Here is an 18,133-nt window from a genome sequence, read left to right on the forward strand (position 1 = left end):
CCTGCTCCCCTGCTTCTTAATTCTGACTCTTGAATTATTTAACAAACTTTGGGGGTTTAAGTCCCCTGCCTCTATAGGCAGCGCGTTTTGTGTCGGGGTCTAAATCCCCGTCACAAAACGTAATTGCGAATTGCGAATTGCGAATTGCGAATTGCGAATTGGTTTAACTATATTCATCCCAAACTACGGGAAAGGAATAATCTGAAAACGCCGAAAAATCATGATTTTCACTGCGGGTTTCTTCATCTAAAACTTTGACAACTTTGTTATAAATGTCTTGTGCTTGTTGCGGGGAATCACCGATGCTGGTCAATCCCAATTTGCCAAACTGCGAAAGACAACCCATGAGATGAAACACTGTACCCGTTTCTGTACAACTGTCGAAGTGCAGTCTGTGGTGAGCGATGACATCCATCAAATCATTAGGCAATAATCCCTGATAGCGCTCTTTTTGCAGATTATCAGTGGCAATATAGTATTTTGGACGACCTTGTTGACTATAAAATAAACCTGTGGAAAGGTCATAGCGCCCGTTGGTTAATAATTTCAGGGTCATGAATGGATGAGTTGTACCGCCTTTACGCAGGTTAATTTCAATCGCCTGAATATCCCACTCTCCGTTACCTTTATCAACGGCGATAAAATCTACACCAAATCGCTCTAAAGTGCCTTTCTCTGCTAGCTTTCTGCCAACTTGTATTCCCAATTGCTGTAATTGCAATCGATATCTTTCATCAGCCGGAAAGCGACAACCAAGATAAATCTGACCGTCTGGGCCTCCCAGAATTTGGTCGTGGGTTGAAAGTATTTCCACTTCACCAGCAGGTGTAATCCGTCCTTGGACGCTGGGCGATCGCTTAATTTCCCCTTCGACAAATGCTTCGGTGATTGCCCCTAATTCCGGGATTCTTCCAGAAAAATTTTCCCAAGTCTCTTGCTTTGCTTGAAAGCGCATTGTTGAGAAGCGATCGCTAATTGCTGTTACCCTTTCGGCATGAGTACCTTTGCTTGGTGCTAAATTTTCAATCGGTCTGAGATCCAGCAATGCATTCCCTTCTCCAGAAATGCCTTCGTTGAGTTTTATTACTACCCGTTGTAAAGTCGGTTGTCGTTCCCACAAATCAACGGTAGCCTCTGCCAAATCTTGATGATTCCAAATTTTTTCGCTGCCATCTGGATGGGGTACTCCACCTTCTTTAAAAATTTGCCGACTACCACTCTTTGTCCCCCAAATCTGTAAATTTGGTGCAGCAGCATACAGTGGTACACCTAATTTTAAAGACAATTCACCTTCCCAACGCGAAGAATTATAGCATATCATAAATGATTTGTCTAGCCTTAAAGATTGATGAATCCGCTCTAGTAGGCGGGGGCGTTCTAAAATCTTTTGGCTCAGAGACTTAAGTGAGGAATCGTAAGTAGAAAGTAGTAGCAAACGATTGCGAGCATGAGAAAAAGGAATTCCTGGCAACAGTTGCAGATAATAATCAATGATACTAGGATGTAGCGGTACTGATGTTACATAAATCAGCCGAGTCCGAGGATTCCGCAACCGAATTAAGGAAAATAGTAATCTTTCTTCATAATGCTCAAAACCTTCGATCTTTTTGAGTTCTCGCTGGTCGAGACTCACAGAAGGAATAATTAAAATATCTGCTTCACTATTGTCAAATAGCTCGCTCGTTTTCCAGCGATCGCGCAGGGTTAATTGTAAGTGGCGAAACTTCTCAACCTGTTCTAACTCGGAAATATTTAGTGTTGCCATAACCCCTACCCTCTAATGATCTCAATGTAGCGCACCACGGAGGTTTTTGGAAGATGCATAGTTGCGGTGTTAAGGTTCAGGTAGTTTTGCCAGATATTTAAATAAATCGGTCAGAATAAATCAAACTATAGCAACCCCTAGATGCCCGACTTATTAAAGAAGTCAGATATCTTGTTAATCACTATTTCCTTAATATATTTTCAGTCTTAAGGTTGAGACAAATCCAGCTTACTTTACCTCTAGGGAGCGATAAAGTACAGCAATATAATAGTTAACTTAAAAGCAGTTGAAAAAGATAAATTCTTCATCACATCAGAGTTGTGTACTTATTTTCATGGTCAGGCGTGAGGATAAATAATGTAAATTGCGTACAGTTGCTAGGAATAAGTAAGTTTGGCAAATATCCAGAATAAAAATGCCCAAAATTGCACATACCTAGCGAGAGTCAAAGCAAAAAATAAACCTTGGGTTGAATTTTCGATCCAAGGTTTAGTTATGAAATAGGGAATAGGTGAAGTAACTAATTCCCAAAGCACAATTCAATATTCAATTACCAAGGTAAAACAGATGGCTAAATCAAAAGAGCAAAAAGAGCAAAAAGAGAAAAAATTGCAACCGCCGCAGCAACAAGAAACACCAGGTGTTGAATCAGAAATGACACCAAAACCCAAAGCAGACGATGCTCAATATCGGGGTAGTGGTAAATTACAAGATAAAGTAGCATTGATCACGGGTGCAGATAGTGGTATTGGTCGTGCTGTAGCGATCGCATTTGCTAAAGAAGGTGCAGATGTAGCGATTCTTTACCTAAATGAACACGACGATGCCAAAGAAACCAAACATTTGGTAGAAAAACAAGGTCGTCGTGCAGTCACCATCGCAGGTGATATTGGCGATGAAACTTTTTGTCAGCAAGCCGTACAACAAACAGTTGGTGAGTTTGGCAAACTCGATATTCTCATCAACAATGCCGGCGAACAGCATCCGAAAGAAAGTATCGAGGAAATCACCGAAGAGCAACTAGAGCGGACTTTCCGCACTAATATCTTCTCAATGTTTTTCATGACTAAGGCTGCACTCAAGCATTTGCAAGCAGGCAGTTCTATCGTCAATACTACATCGGTAACAGCTTATAAAGGTAGCCCACAACTGCTAGATTACTCATCTACAAAAGGTGCGATCGTTGCTTTTACTCGCTCCTTATCAAAAAATTTGGTATCAAAAGGAATTCGCGTTAATGCTGTTGCGCCAGGGCCAATTTGGACACCTTTAATTCCCTCAACTTTTCCTGAAGAGAAAGTTGAAAATTTTGGCAAACAAGTACCAATGCAACGAGCCGGACAACCAGAAGAAGTTGCTCCTAGCTATGTATATTTAGCCTCTGATGATGGTTCTTATGTCTCTGGACAAGTGTTACATGTCAATGGTGGAGATGTTGTCAATGGGTAAGTGAAAAAGTAGTCATTAGTCATTAGTCATTAGTTATCTACTTTATACAAATGACTAATGATAAAAAATAATCATTCCTAACTATACCCTAATTTTCCTCCATTGGAGAGATGAGTTAATATTGAAATATTGATAATGTATTTAGCAGCAAACATTTAAGAAATAATAAGTACGTTTATGGCATCTCCTACACCACTGCATGGCACAGAACTAGTAGATTGTGCTAGAGCAAATGCCAAGCAAGGAATTGAAACTGCTGCTTATCAATGTGGCTATGGTCAAGACCTCAACAAATTTGCACGAGAACTCAGACAAGCTTGTGAAGAAATGAATTTACAAGTGAAGGAACTCAGCGGATTGATTACTGACCAGGACATGATACTGGAATTGGGTACTGGCGAAATTGTTGCTCCAGATACGGCATCAGAATTGTAAAATTAGTCATTTGTCATTTGTACTTTGTTCTTCACTAATGACCAATGACCAATGACTAATGACTCTTTTATAACTTTAAAATTACTCGCGCCAAATTGAAGTAAATCAAAACGCCCAGTACATCAACTGCTGTGGTAATGAATGGTGCTGACATTAATGCTGGATCTAAACGGAGATAGCGAAATAGAAACGGCAGTGCTGAACCGGAGATAGAAGCTAAAAGAGAAATAGCTACCAGACTAACGCCTACAGCGATCGCTACTTCTAATCGTCCTTGCAGAAAATAAGCCCAGATAGTAGCGATCGTACCTAACATTCCTCCTAATAATAACCCTGCGATCGCTTCCCGACCAATTACTTGCAATGCGCCAAGCGATCGGATTTCATCGGTGTTCATCCCGCGAATCACCACTGTAGAAGATTGGGCCCCCACGTTACCACCAGTACCAGTCAGCAAAGGGATAAACGCTGTCAATGTCACCACTTTTGCCAAAAGATCCTCTTGCGACTTAATAATCGTTCCTGTAATGGTATTGGTTACAAGTAAAACCAATAACCATACAACACGCTTTCGCGCAATTTCTAGTAAATTCATCTGAAAATAGTTGTCCCCCCCTGACTGCACACCACCACCTAAAGCGTAGATATCTTCGGTGGTTTCCTGTTGCAAAATATCAATCACATCATCGACGGTGACAATACCCACTAAACGCTGTTCTCGATCTACCACAGGTACAGCCAGAAAGTCATATCTTTGGATTAATCTCGCGACTTCTTCTTGATCTGTATCAGTATGGACGAATATCACATCACGCGTCATAATTTCGCCAATGATTTGCTCAGGCTGAGATGTCACCAACTCCCGCAACGATACAATCCCCGTTAAGCGCCTTGCCGTATCCATAACATAAAGATAATAAATCATCTCACTGGCATTAGCTAAGTTGCGAATTCGCTCTAGAGCTTGAGATACTGTAAAGTTTTCTTTCAGCGAAATTAACTCTAGCGTCATAATTCGCCCAGCCGTATCAGCTTCATAACCTAATAGTTGGGCTGTAGCTTGGCGTTCTGCTGGACTCAGTTGTTCTAGCAGACGATTAACGACTTTTGCCGGTAATTCATCAAATAACCTAGCTCGGTCATCCGGCGACATTTGATCGACAATATCGCGGACTTCTTGACTTTTAAGTTCCTCGATTAATCGTTCTTGAACGCTGTAGTCAAGATATTCATAAACCTCGATTGCCTCATCCTTAGAAAGCAAGCGAAAAGCCAAAGCATGCATCGCTTCTGGCAAACCCTCAATCGCCTCGGCAATATCCGCAGGCTGCACAGGCACGAGAATAGCTTTTGCTCCCTGCAAGTCTCCCGCTTCCAGGAGCATTTGCAGCTGAGTCCGCACTAAATCTCGCAATTCCCTGCGTGAGACATTCTGGATGGTAGAGTTTAAATTGTTTATCTCAGTCAAAATCCACTTTCCTCAGCCAGTTTGAACAAGGTTGCTGCCCTTAGTCTAGGGGAAAGTGGGAATATACAACATCAAACTTACAATTTTTCTGATTTTGAGTAAATTAAAAAGTTTTGTAAATCGAATGCAAGGACAAGGGTTTCGTATGCTGACAATTTGTGGAGCGTCTTGTTAGCCCAGCTTCTCGTAGATAAGAGAACAAACATGAAACGACTATTGGGTTTGGAGTTTGATTTTTTAGCTTATGGTCTTAACTATCTATTATAACTTAAAATCTTGCGTAGCAAGGATTATATTATTCCTCTGAAAAAAATTGTTAAAGAACACCAAGTTAGCACTATATCTCTGCTGGTTCTTGTAACAAAGATATGAATTGACACTCAACATGAAGCATAGATGAGTAATACTTTTTCAAATCTTTAAATATTAAAAATTTTCTTTATACAAGTTTTATATAATGAATAACGATGTGGGTAAAAAACATGGCATTATTTAGTACGTTGATAATCTTTATTTAAATAGGATCAAAACTTTGATGTTTCTTTAAAAAGAATATATTAATGTAAATATTTCAATAAAATTCTATAAAGAAGATAGACATAACAGTGTGATCTATTGTCAAATATGTAGGTACTCAATCCAAAGAAAATACTTAAATAAATAGTGTAACCTTATGTTTTGATCGATTTAATGCATCTATCTGTTCAGATTGGAGTTCCTTTGCCTGAAGTTCATCCATCTCCATATCTAGTGAGATTAGAAGCTATCAATAGAGGTGATTTTTAATTAAATTTACATTAGCTAATTTCATCAAAACATTAGTTAATTTAATCAAAAATTGATGAATTTTTAGAAACAAAGCAAAGGTTAACAAGCGCTATATGCCCTTAGATTAATCTATGGTATTTAATTAAATACAAATTTTCCTATATATTTGCTTCAAAAAAATATACGGAAGTATGTAACTTTACCATAGACTTTTATTTTAATTTTGATACAGATAGACAGCAACCTAGTAGAGCAGATGAGTCAAGAAACACACATATTAATAAATAATTAGTATCAGTTATTAACTGATATAGTATTAAAACAAATTAATGTATCAATAGGCAAATAATACTTTGCTTGTTAATATATTAGCGTTATAACTTTTACGCATTTTCGGCTCAAAAATCAACATAAAACTAATCCTAAATCATTAATTATGGCATTAGTTTTAGCACTATTGTGAGGCATATATCTCAATGGATAATCAAGAGTTGTCAACATCCCCAAATAATGCAATAACTGCTGCTGCTGTATCTCCTCTAGCAGACCCGGTACGGCTCACTGGGGCTGGAGATGGGCTGAAAGCAGAGTACTACGACAACAAAGATTTCACCAACCTGAAGAAAACCCGCACAGATGCAACGGTGAATTTTAGCTGGGGTCTTGGTTCTCCAGATCCGTTAATCGGCGTAGATACCTTCTCAGCGCGTTGGACAGGTCAGGTAGAAGCCAAGTACAGCGAGACTTACAACTTCTACACCAATAGTGATGATGGTGTGCGCTTGTGGGTCAACGATAAACTAGTCATCGATAAGTTTGTCGATCAAGCTCTTACAGAATACAGTGGCGCGATCGCACTGGTTGCAGGTCAGAAGTACAATATTAAACTCGAGTACTACGATAATAACGGAAGAGCCACTTCTCAACTGTCTTGGTCAAGCTCCACTCAGGCAAAGGAAATCATTCCTCAGTCACAACTTTATAGTAATGTCAACACACCTGTTATAGGTAACGGCAACGGACTCAAAGCAGAGTACTACGACAACAAAGATTTCACCAACCTGAAGAAAACCCGCACAGATGCAACGGTGAATTTTAGCTGGGGTCTTGGTTCTCCAGATCCGTTAATCGCTGTAGATACCTTCTCAGCGCGTTGGACAGGTCAGGTACAAGCCGAGTACAGCGAGACTTACAACTTCTACACGACTAGTGATGATGGTGTGCGACTGTGGGTCAACGATAAACTAGTCATCGATAAGTTTGTCGATCAAGCTCTTACAGAATACAGTGGCGCGATCGCACTGGTTGCAGGTCAGAAGTACAATATTAAACTCGAGTACTACGATAATAACGGAAGAGCCGCTTCTCAACTCGCTTGGTCAAGCTCCACTCAGGCAAAGGAAATCATTCCTCAGTCGCAACTTTATAGTATCAGCACACCTGTTATAGGTAACGGCAACGGACTCAAAGGAGAATACTACGACAACATAGACTTCACCAACCTGAAGAAAATTCGCACAGATGCAACGGTGAACTTTAACTGGGATCTTGGTTCTCCAGATCCGTTAATCGCTGTAGATACCTTCTCAGTGCGTTGGACAGGTCAGGTACAAGCCGAGTACAGCGAAACTTATAAGTTCTACACCAATAGTGATGATGGTGTGCGACTGTGGGTCAACGATCAACTAGTTATCGATAAGTTTGTCAATCAAGCTCTCAGCGAAAACAGTGGCTCAATCGCACTGGTTGCAGGTCAGAAGTACAATATTAAACTTGAGTACTACGATAATAACGGAAGAGCCGCTTCTCAACTCGCTTGGTCAAGCGCCACTCAGGCAAAGGAAATCATTCCTCAATCACAACTTTATTCACCAGCTCTTCAGCCTACTATTACCTTAGGAGAATCTACCACGACTCTGAACGAATCCGATGGTAGTGCGACCATAACTTTGCTCAGAAGTGGTGATTTAAGCGGCACTTCTTCAATCAAGTATGCAACCATAGCTGGTACTGCTACAGCAGGGGTTGACTACGGACAAGAAGGCGTGGAAATTGATGGTACACTTACCTTTGCGCCGGGAGAAAGCAGCAAAAAACTCACCATTGCGATTAATGACGATTCCTTCGCAGAACTAGATGAAACCTTTGGTTTCGCTATCGATCAGCCAGATGGGGCAGCACTAGGGCCTCAAAGAACTCTTGGATTTACGATTAAAGATAATGATAGTCAAGATATCAATTTCACTCAGCCAGTAGTTAATGAGAATGACGGTACTGCTACGGTAACAGTTACACGGGGTAATGCTTTGGCGGCTGCTAGTGTAAACTATACAACTGTGGACGGGACTGCTAAAGCTGGATCTGACTACCAAACTGTATCTGGAACCTTGAGTTTTGCAGCAGGACAAACCAGTAGGACGATTTCTATTTCGATTAAAGATGACACCATTACAGAATCGAATGAAACATTTACTTTGAGATTTAGTAACCCAGTTGGGGTAGTACTAACTACCAACCAGACGGCTATCACTATCATCGATAATGACTCTGGCAACTTTGAGAGAAAGACTGTGGTTTCTGGATTAACTCAACCTACAGATTTTAGCTCGTCACCTGACAGCAAGCTGATGTTTATTGCCCAGAAAGATGGAGTAGTGCGGGTGTTCGATAACAGCACCAATACTTTACTATCAACGCCATTTATCGATATTTCTGCACAGGTAAATAATGTAGCCGATCGCGGTTTGTTAAGCATTGCCGTACATCCAGATTTTGGCAAGGAGCCAAACGGTAGGAACTACGTTTACCTGTTGTTTACTTACGATCCCCCAGAAACCAATCCAAACAATCCTAAAAATAATCCCAATAGTACGTTAGACAATCCCGATCAAAGAGGGAACCGTACTGCAAGGTTAATTCGGGTGACAGCCGACTCCGCTACTGGTTACAAAACTGTTAAGGCTGGCACTGAAGTTATACTAGTAGGTACAAACAGCAATTGGGACAATATCAGTCGCCCAGATACTGATAGTACAACTGTCGACGCTAACGATGCATTGAACGCTGCACCATCAGGTATTATCAACGAAGACACTGGCAAGCGGTTTAACAACACGCAGGAATATCTTGACAATCTCGACAAAGTTCAAAACCTCCGGGATTTTATTGCCAATGATAGTGCAAGTCACTCTGCTGGTAGTGTACGCTTTGATACTGAGGGGAATATTTTTGTTAGCTTCGGTGATGGTACTTCATACAACCGGGCAGACCCCCGAGGAATTCGCGTCCAGGATCTTGATAATCTGTCCGGCAAGCTTCTGCACATTGATGCGATTACTGGTAAAGGTTTATCAAGTAATCCTTTCTATAACAACGATCCCGATAGCAATCGTTCTAAAGTTTATAACTATGGACTGCGTAACCCCTTCCGCTTCACTGTGGATGAAAAAACCAATATTCCCTTCATCGGTGATGTCGGCTGGGGGTCATGGGAAGAGGTCAATACTGGGCGAGGCAAAAACTTTGGCTGGCCAGGTTATGAAGGTGGGATTGATGCAAATGGCAATCTCACCAGCATAAAACAGCGAAGCTATGCCACCATCGAAGCGGTGCAAGACTTATACAATAATGGTATACCCGTTACAGCACCTATTTACACCTACAATCATTCAAGCGGTTCTAATGCGATCATTGTCGGTGATTTTTACAGTGGCGGTGTTTATGAGAATGCTTTGTTTATCGGTAATACCAGTCAAGGAACTATCGATGCTTTAACATTGGACAGTGAGGGCAAAGTTGTTTCAACCAAGCGGTTTGCTTCTGATGTAGGAGTGCCTGTGAATATTACAGCTGGAAAAGATGGCAAGCTGTACTACGTGGACTTGCTAGCAGGTAAGATTGATAGCTGGGAACCTGTTTAAATAAGACGTAACAGTTATCTGAATTAATACTCAGATAACTGTTATAATTTCACCCAATTTTGCCAATAAAGCTGGTTAAAAGCCAATACGGTTTAGTTAAGCAAAGCGCAACCCAACAAAGCCCGGAAAATGTTGGGTTTCGTTCCTCAAACGCCACGTGCTACAAGTCGGCATAGCCGCCCAACGCAGTGGCTCCCCAACCTACACATTTCAAGGTTTTTGGCGCTAACCCAAGCGTATTGGGTTAAAAGCTCTTTGGAAATAGGATGATTTTGGTCAAGATAACTTTGTCAAAAATCCCAACAATTTTTTGGTATTTGATGTCAGTAGAGTTCGGCGATAAGCATCAGCAGCTTTTTTAATCGCTTCGGCTTGAGTGGGATAAGGATGAATTACACTGCTTAACTTACTCAAGCCTATTTTATTCACCATTGCCGTAGTCACTTCTGATATCATCTCACCTGCATGACTGGCGACAATAGTTGCACCGATAATTTCATCAGACCCTTTTTTATGGTGGATTTTGAGAAATCCTGACTCTTCACTATCTGCGATCGCTCGGTCTACACTATTAAAAGGTATCTTAATTGTCGTCACTTCAATACCCAATTTCTGCGCCTCGTCTTCATACATCCCAACGTGGGCAATTTCTGGGTCAGTATAAGTTACCCAAGGCATCACTAGATTACTGAGTTTCGAGCGTCCTATGCCAAAGGGAGAAAATAGCGTATTTTTAATTACAATCCGCGCTGCTGCATCAGCAGCATGGGTAAACTTCCAGTTCATGCAGATATCACCAGCTGCATAAATTTTGGGATTGGTCGTTTGGAGGTAATCATTTACCTTCACACCTTGGTGTTTGTCGTATTCCACCCCAACTGATTCTAAATTTAAACCTTCCACATTTGGCGATCGCCCCGCACCGACTAAAATTTCATCGACTGTCACAGAATCTCGATGACCATTGGAGGAAAAGTAAAGCCGTTTCCCCTCGGTGACAGTTACCACTTCTTCCAACTTAGAATTTAATACCAGGCGAATTCCTTCTTTAATCAAAACCTTTTGGAGAATTTCAGCGCCCTCAGCATCTTCTTTATTAAGGATGTGAGAACCGCTATGGAAAAGTACCACCTCACAACCCAACCGCCGGAAAGCTTGCGCCAATTCGCAACCAATGGGGCCGCCACCAATCACCGCCATACGTTCCGGTCGTTGAATCAGCGAAAAAACTGTCTCATTAGTTAGATAACCCGCCTTTTCAATTCCTGGAATCGGCAGTTGTGCAGCTCTTGCACCAGTCGCAATTACAGCTTTTTTAAATCGGAGGGTTTTATCGCCAACTTGCACCGTATTTTTACTCGCAAATCGACCACTACCCAAAAAGACATCTACACCCAACTTTTGAAACCGTTCCGCCGAGTCATTAGGGCTGATATCAGCCCTTATCCGCCGCATTCTGGCCATGACTTTGGGAAAATCAACATCAATATTGCGTTGGGGAATATTAACTCCCAAGTTTTGAGCATCCCAGATTTCGCCAACAACGCGGGCAGACCGAATAATAGTTTTAGATGGTACGCAACCAACATTTAAGCAATCCCCACCCATGAGATGCTTTTCAATTAACGCCACCTTTAAACCCAAATCTAGACCCGCCGCACCCGCAGCCACCACTAATCCCGCCGTACCAGCACCAATTACTACCAAATCGTAAACGTCGGCGGGTTGAGGATTAACCCAATTGGGCGGATGGACGTAAGACACCAACTTTTGGTTATACTCATCTATTGGGCGAACTGTAACTCTTTCTAAATCTGAATTGGTCATTGGTAAAACCTCTTTTAAAATTAAGAATCCCGATTAATTTAGGCGGCTCAGTCTTGTATTTTTTATGCTTGTCTAATAAGGAATACAGTCTTTGAATTGTTTTGTCCGTTTGGGAATTGACAGATACTATTGAAGCTTTCCTGTATAAAGGTTTCAGCAATCAATAATTTACAGCAACTTGCAGTTGAATAGACCACAGTAAGGTAACACAGCTGTGGTATCTTACAATTCTTCTTCTAAAGCTTTGCGTGCAATCCGGGTTACATAAACTGTAACGGCGACAGTCGCAATCAAACCCAAGATGCGAATTGCCCATTGTAAAGTTGGGTTGCTAGGTTGAGCCTCAGTGCCAATCATCGCCAGATTACCTGCAAGGGAACCAATATAAACGTACAGAATGGTTCCGGGAATCATACCCAAGGAGCCGATGAAGTAATCTTGAAGTGAAACTCCTGTGATGCCAAAGGCATAGTTGAGCAAATTGAAAGGAAAGATGGGTGATAGTCGCGTTAACAGGACAATTTTTAATCCTTCTTTACCTACAGCTTGGTCAATCGCCGCAAATTTTTTGTTATCTGCAATTTTCTCAGCAACCCAGTTTCTTGCGAAATAACGTCCTACAAGAAAAGCAGCAGTAGCGCCAAAGGTTGCACCGATAAACACGTAGAGAGAACCCCAAACTGCACCAAAAATTACACCAGCTCCCAAGGTGAGAATAGAACCTGGGAAAAAAGCAACAGTAGCGATAATATAAAGGGCAATAAATGCGATCGCTCCCACTGTACCAAGGCTATCAATCCACTGCAAGGCGTTTCGTAAAATTGCTTGGGGATTGAAAGAATTTAGATTGGGAGATTCTTGTGCCAAAGCTGGGTCTGTGTTTAATGAGAAAACACTCGCCAATATCAGTAATGTTAATACACTTAGGTTAAAAAACTTCTGCAAGTTTCTGGCATCAATACTTTTAAATATCTGAATGATTGTTAATTTTGTCATAGGTTGTTATTTCTTCTATTGCCACACTTTGAGATAATGCTTTCTGAGCAACTTTTGTGATATATACAGTCACAGCAACGGTAGCAATTAACCCAACTATTTGCATTATCCATTGCCAGACTTGAGTTTCTGGAGTAATTGGTTGAGAAGACGTGTTAATCATGGCAAGATTACCAGCTAAAGAACCAATATAAGCGTACATCACAGTACCAGGAATAATGCCGAAGGAACCTAATATATAGTCTTTGAGAGAAACCTGTGTTACTCCAAAAGCATAATTTAATAAATTGAAGGGAAACACGGGAGAGAGACGAGTCAATAAGACAATTTTCCATCCCTCTTTGGCAACGGCTAAATCAATCGCTTTAAATTTAGGATGTTTTTCCATTTGTCGGGAAACCCAATCCCGCGACAGGTAGCGTCCAATGATAAAAGCCAAGGTTGCTCCGATTGTTGCAGAAATTAGTACGTATATTGATCCCCAAAATACTCCAAACAGACAACCACCTTTGAGCGTTAAGACGGAACCCGGTATAAACAGTAATGTTGCTAAGTTGTAAATGACTATGTAGGCAATAGGCCCTAAGACACCTAGACTTTTAACCCAAATGACTGAGGTTTGTAAAAGTCCTTGAAAGTTTAACTGTTTAGCAGCAATTATGAAAGTGACAGCAAGGCAACTTAGGAGTAGTAGTTTGAGTTTGGAATTTAATAAACGCTTCTTCATTTTTATAAATTTGACCTTCTGAAGCTCGACTTTGACCTTTTGAGGCTCAACTTTGACCTTTTGAGGCTCAACTTTGACCTTCTGAGACTCGACGTTGACCTTCTGAGGCTCGACGTTGACCTTCTGAGGCTCGACGTTGACCTTCTGAGGCTCAACGTTGACCTTCTGAGGCTCGACTTTGACCTTCTGAGGCTCAACTTTGACCTTCTGAGGCTCAACTTTGACCTTTTGAAGCTCAACTTTAAAACTTACCAAAAACTTGGGTCTGAAGCCGTGTGCTTCACGCAATGCTTTAAAGTAATGAGTAATGAGTGGATGAAAAATGGGTATTTACTCATTACTTATTACTCATTACTCCTTCTTAAGAGCGCCTTTAGGTCGGTGAGTATGTCAACCCTCAAATTCAATGCCCCTAAGATATACTACCTACATGAGAAACAGCTTAAAGCCTGTTAAATTTTTCTCGACGATACCAACGACGAACTCGCTCAGGTGAAACGCCGATTAAATAAGCAATAATTACTATTTGATTAAGTAGCGTAGTTTTGAATACTCCCTTTTGTAACCATCTACGAGCTGAGGTGACAACTGGTGTGGGAATAATTACAATGCGTCCGACGCGTTTTAAACGACGCATGAGTTCAAAATCTTCCATAATAGGCAATTCGGGAAAGTTGCCTATTTGCTGAAATACTTCTTTTGTTAAAAAAATTCCTTGGTCGCCATAAGGCATTTGATAAATGTGCGATCGCACATTTACTCCCCACTCTACCCATCGTAAACTTAAAAGTGACGCATCAATTTGCAACTTAAAAGCACCAGCTACAGCCCCAGGTTGTTGTAGTGCTGTGCGAATCATCTCATCAAACCCAGTTGGTAAACGGGTATCCGCATGGAGAAATAACAAAATATCACCGCTAGCCGCTAAAACACCCGCGTTCATTTGCACAGCACGACCAGGGGGAAATGATGAGATAACTTTGACACCTAATGACTTAGCAATTTCTACTGTGCCATCATTTGAGCCACTATCCACTACCATCACTTCTATATTTGTACTGGGTTGGGTAGTTGCGATTGCTTCTTTGATATTTACCGCTTCATTAATAGCTGGAATAATAATAGAAATTCTGCTACTTTTAATATTTTGATTCATAATTTCTTAAACCATTAAGATGCATCAATAATTAAAATACTGGCAGAGCTTGTAAACTGTGTAAAGCTAACCAATCAACGGTTATAAATTTTGTGGCTCAATTTTTTTATCCTTAAGAGACTGTTATGCTCAAATTCATGTCTATATCTATATCTGCAATTATATTTGTCTTAATTTTAATTTTGGGGTTTATATCTCCAGTTCAATCTGCAACTCTCCGTTCAACTTGGGTCGAGAATGAAATTTACCAATACAATCATCCCTTTGCTGCTCAATTGCCTCAAGAACTGGCAACGAAAATGCAAAAAATGAAGGCTAGCCCTTTTGCCTTTTATCGGGGAACATCTCACATTTTTTATCGTGATATGCAGACCTTACCAAGTTCAGGATTCGTGAATTCTTCAACCTCAGCCATCTGGTTAGAGGGAGATATGCATCTGCAAAATCTTGGAGGGATGAGAGATAGCAACGACAACAACGTTTTTGACACCACCGATTTTGATGAAAGCTATCTTGGCCCCTACGTTTGGGACTTGCGACGGATGGCAGTCTCTATTTTGTTAGCAGCTAAAGAGAATGGTCTTAGCTCAAGTGACGCTCAAGATATTGTCCGTAATTTTTTGGATGCTTATCTGAACAAGATGAGTGATTTTAAAGGAACCAACGACGAACTTTCATACCATTTGGAATCTAGCAATACAAACGGTGTGGTCAAAGATTTGATTCAAAAAGCCTCGCATGAAAGCCGTTCTAAATTGCTAACCAAGTACACGCAGTTAAATAACAGTAACAATCGAATATTTCAGACGACCTCGAAATTTCAGCCTGTATCTAACAACACCTATTCCGACATTGCTGGGGCTATGAGCAGCTACATCGCCTCAATTCCTAGTAGTAAGCGCTACAACAGTAGTTACTACGCTCTTAAAGACATTCGGCTAAAATTAGGCTCAGGCACTGGTAGTCTTGGTAAGTATCGATATTATTTACTGATTGAAGGGCCAAGTTCAGCAACCGACGACGATCGCATTTTGGAGATGAAGCAAGAAGGTAGTAGTGCAGTTGCGATCGCACTTCCAGGTCTGCTGCCTACTTCAGTCTACGGAAACCAAGAAGGAGCGAGAGTGACAATTGCCACCAAAGCAATGCTCTCTAATACTGATCCATTGCTTGGCTACACTACAGTCAGCAGCATAGCCTTTATGCTGCATGAAAAATCACCCTACCAAGTTGACTTTGACTATACCTTGCTAACCACTAAGTCAAAATTCATGGATGCGACGGGGTATGCAGGAAAGATCGTTGCCAAAAACCATGCAATCTCTGATAAAGATTACGATGCTGCAATTATTCCCATCAGCGTTGACAAAGAAGTGACTGATATTGTGAGCAGTAAAAAAGCTGTATTTAAAGACGAAATTGTTAACTTTGCAGTAAACTATGCAACTCAATTGGAGTATGACTACACGAGTTTTGTAAATGCTTATAAGCAAGGAAGGCAATTATACTAGAATATTGATTTAGTATTCAGAAAACATTTAACAATTTACAAAATTTGAATATTCCTAGTGAAACTTTGTGAAACTTTACTAAAACATTGATTTTGTAGTCAGGGATTCTTTTCAGATACACTAACATCAATTATAGGACTTACACATTGACACAAAATACAAAATATGCATTTTTGAAAAACCAGATATGTCGTAGGGGCACAGCAGTGCTGTGCCCTCCATAGCGCGGGTTTATGTACCATCAAATAATAATTAATCAAAGCCGGAAACGACCTATTTTCGTGAATTCATACCATGATTAATTTGTACAGTGCGTAAGTCCTAAATTAGTCTGATCTCAAAAACCAAATACGTAGTTAAAGTGGTTACTTAATTATATAAAAAATAGCCGTGTAATTACTATTGAAAAACTGGACTTAGATTATTTGGTTATATAACAACATCGCATCTTAACACTAAGCAGACCTAAAAAAGTATACATATAAATCTGAGGAATAAATGGCTGAAAGAAAGAATAAAAAGTAAACATTTACGTAGGGATATTTTTTAATTAAATGACTCAATCTAATAACAAGACTGATCTTCTCCAGGAAACGGATTTAGGAACTGTTGTAGCTCAAGCTACTACTACAGACAAATGGCAAGTCTTGCCGTACAGTGCCCCAATCCTACCCATACATGCTGCCCTACTCCGTACTGGTAAGGTATTCTTTTTTTGTGGCTCAGGTAATGATCCCAATCGGTTAAATACTCCCTATGACAGTGTGGTCTGGGATGTAAACAATGGAACCTTTACCCGTCAAGCACCTCCATTGGATAGTAATAATCAACCTATTGACATTTTTTGCGCTGGTCACTCCTTCCGCCCTAATGGTATGTTGCTGGTTGCAGGTGGAACTTTGCGCTATGACCCATTTTATGGTTCTCCCTCTGCTCTCCTGTTTGATCCCGATACTGAAAAATGGGTCAAGATACCATCAATGAATAATGGCCGCTGGTATCCTACTGTGTTAACACTAGGCAGCGGTCGAATATTAGCAGTGTCTGGGCCGGATAAAGATGGCAAGCTCAATAGACAACCAGAAATTTATTCTGTTAACTTTCCAAATGGTTGGAATGCTTTTCCAATAACTAGTGCCTTACCTGCATATTTACATTTGTTTTTACTAAGTAATGGAGACATCTTTTATTCAGGTGCTCAGATGGGTGGCACTGGAGTGACACCAAGGATATTAACCCTGCCAGGGGCATTTACACAATCCATTACAGAGAAAGTAGTGCCAGGGCTGCAAAACCCAGGTTTCGGCGGCGATCAAGCTGCCAGTGTTCTTTTACCACCTGCACAAGATCAAAAGGTCATGATTATCGGTGGGGGCGGTGGTACTGCAATAAACAGGGTGAATATTGTAGATTTAAAAGCTATTAACCCAACTTACGTAGCAGCAAAGCCTTTAAACTATGCCCGGAAGCATCACAGCGCAGTTTTGTTGCCCGATCGCACAGTCTTTGTTTGCAATGGTAGCAAAATAAATGAGGACACAACACAATCAATGCTGCCAGCAGAAATCTACAATCCAGCTACAAATACTTGGACAGTGGTAGCTAAACAAAATGTCCCCCGTGTATATCACTCGGTGGCCTTGCTCTTACCAGATGGTAGGGTAGTCACAGCTGGAGGCAATCCTAAACGAACGGTCAATGAACTGCGATTAGAAATTTACAGTCCTGCGTATATGTCTCGCCCACGACCAATTATTCAGAGCGTTCCTCAAATAACATTGAGCTACGGGCTACAATTTACAATTCAGACACCCCAGGCTGCGAATATTAAATGGGTTAGTCTGATTAAACCAATGGCAACTACCCATTCCTGCGATGCTGAACAAAGGTTAGTGGATGTACCAATTAATTTTAGGGATGCCACTTCTCTCAATGTCACGATAACAGACAATCGAAACATCGCACCGCCAGGTTGGTACATGATTTTTATTACTGACAATAATGGAACGCCGTCAGTAGCAACCTGGAGGCGCGTATCTTAGAGGTTGTTTGAAAAGTAGTTAGTTGTAATTTTAGGCACTTATTGATCCCCCCTAACCCACACTTAGGGA

General features: G+C 40.9%; 12 protein-coding genes. 6 read left to right on the plus strand and 6 right to left on the minus strand.

Annotated features, from left to right (window positions below):
- Positions 1-163 precede the first annotated feature (163 nt).
- Positions 164-1,765 (minus strand): peptide ligase PGM1-related protein, encoded by a 1,602-nt coding sequence (locus ANSO36C_RS03270; RefSeq protein WP_251958363.1) that lies wholly within the window; start codon positions 1,763-1,765, stop codon positions 164-166.
- Positions 1,766-2,332: 567 nt separating this feature from the next.
- On the opposite strand from ANSO36C_RS03270, the gene ANSO36C_RS03275 reads away from it, so the two are divergent.
- Together ANSO36C_RS03275 and ANSO36C_RS03280 are read left to right on the plus strand one after the other, a co-directional pair.
- Positions 2,333-3,214 carry an SDR family oxidoreductase gene (locus tag ANSO36C_RS03275; protein WP_251958364.1) on the plus strand — a complete coding sequence of 294 codons (882 nt, stop codon included), beginning with the start codon at positions 2,333-2,335 and terminating at the stop codon, positions 3,212-3,214.
- Between the two features lie 177 nt (positions 3,215-3,391).
- Positions 3,392-3,649, plus strand: coding sequence for a hypothetical protein (locus ANSO36C_RS03280; RefSeq protein WP_190889560.1), 258 nt, complete (start codon positions 3,392-3,394; stop codon positions 3,647-3,649).
- A 67-nt stretch (positions 3,650-3,716) separates the two neighbouring features.
- On the opposite strand, the gene mgtE is transcribed toward ANSO36C_RS03280, so the two are convergent.
- The gene (gene mgtE, locus ANSO36C_RS03285; protein ID WP_251958365.1) at positions 3,717-5,117 is read right to left on the minus strand and encodes a magnesium transporter; all 1,401 of its coding nucleotides are present in this window, start codon (positions 5,115-5,117) and stop codon (positions 3,717-3,719) included.
- A 1,244-nt stretch (positions 5,118-6,361) separates the two neighbouring features.
- Here mgtE and ANSO36C_RS03290 point away from each other — a divergent pair.
- Positions 6,362-9,805, plus strand: a complete 3,444-nt coding sequence (locus ANSO36C_RS03290; protein WP_251958366.1) for a PA14 domain-containing protein — start codon at positions 6,362-6,364, stop codon at positions 9,803-9,805.
- 276 nt (positions 9,806-10,081) lie between these two features.
- Here the strand turns inward: ANSO36C_RS03290 and ANSO36C_RS03295 are convergent, their stop codons facing one another.
- From ANSO36C_RS03295 to ANSO36C_RS03305, 3 genes are all read right to left on the minus strand, one after another.
- Positions 10,082-11,632 carry a mercuric reductase gene (locus ANSO36C_RS03295; protein ID WP_251958367.1) on the minus strand — a complete coding sequence of 517 codons (1,551 nt, stop codon included), beginning with the start codon at positions 11,630-11,632 and terminating at the stop codon, positions 10,082-10,084.
- Between the two features lie 222 nt (positions 11,633-11,854).
- Positions 11,855-12,628 (minus strand): TVP38/TMEM64 family protein, encoded by a 774-nt coding sequence (locus ANSO36C_RS03300; RefSeq protein WP_251958368.1) that lies wholly within the window; start codon positions 12,626-12,628, stop codon positions 11,855-11,857.
- Entirely contained in the window at positions 12,597-13,355 is a 759-nt protein-coding gene (locus tag ANSO36C_RS03305; protein WP_251958369.1) for a TVP38/TMEM64 family protein, read from the minus strand. The genes ANSO36C_RS03300 and ANSO36C_RS03305 overlap by 32 nt, the downstream gene beginning before the upstream one ends.
- A gap of 39 nt (positions 13,356-13,394) precedes the next feature.
- On the opposite strand from ANSO36C_RS03305, the gene ANSO36C_RS03310 reads away from it, so the two are divergent.
- The gene (locus ANSO36C_RS03310; RefSeq protein WP_251958370.1) at positions 13,395-13,811 is read left to right on the plus strand and encodes a hypothetical protein; all 417 of its coding nucleotides are present in this window, start codon (positions 13,395-13,397) and stop codon (positions 13,809-13,811) included.
- Here the strand turns inward: ANSO36C_RS03310 and ANSO36C_RS03315 are convergent.
- Positions 13,798-14,511: a TIGR04283 family arsenosugar biosynthesis glycosyltransferase gene (locus ANSO36C_RS03315; RefSeq protein WP_251958371.1), complete on the minus strand. Its 714-nt coding sequence runs from the start codon at positions 14,509-14,511 to the stop codon at positions 13,798-13,800. The two genes, ANSO36C_RS03310 and ANSO36C_RS03315, sit on opposite strands and share 14 nt — an antisense overlap.
- A 137-nt stretch (positions 14,512-14,648) precedes the next feature.
- On the opposite strand from ANSO36C_RS03315, the gene ANSO36C_RS03320 reads away from it, so the two are divergent.
- Positions 14,649-16,022: a DUF2252 domain-containing protein gene (locus ANSO36C_RS03320; protein WP_251958372.1), complete on the plus strand. Its 1,374-nt coding sequence runs from the start codon at positions 14,649-14,651 to the stop codon at positions 16,020-16,022.
- A 554-nt stretch (positions 16,023-16,576) separates the two neighbouring features.
- Entirely contained in the window at positions 16,577-18,064 is a 1,488-nt protein-coding gene (locus ANSO36C_RS03325) for a galactose oxidase-like domain-containing protein (protein ID WP_251958373.1), read from the plus strand.
- Positions 18,065-18,133: the final 69 nt, after the last annotated feature.

The organism is Nostoc cf. commune SO-36, from assembly GCF_023734775.1.
In the GTDB taxonomy this organism is placed as follows: domain Bacteria; phylum Cyanobacteriota; class Cyanobacteriia; order Cyanobacteriales; family Nostocaceae; genus Nostoc; species Nostoc commune_A.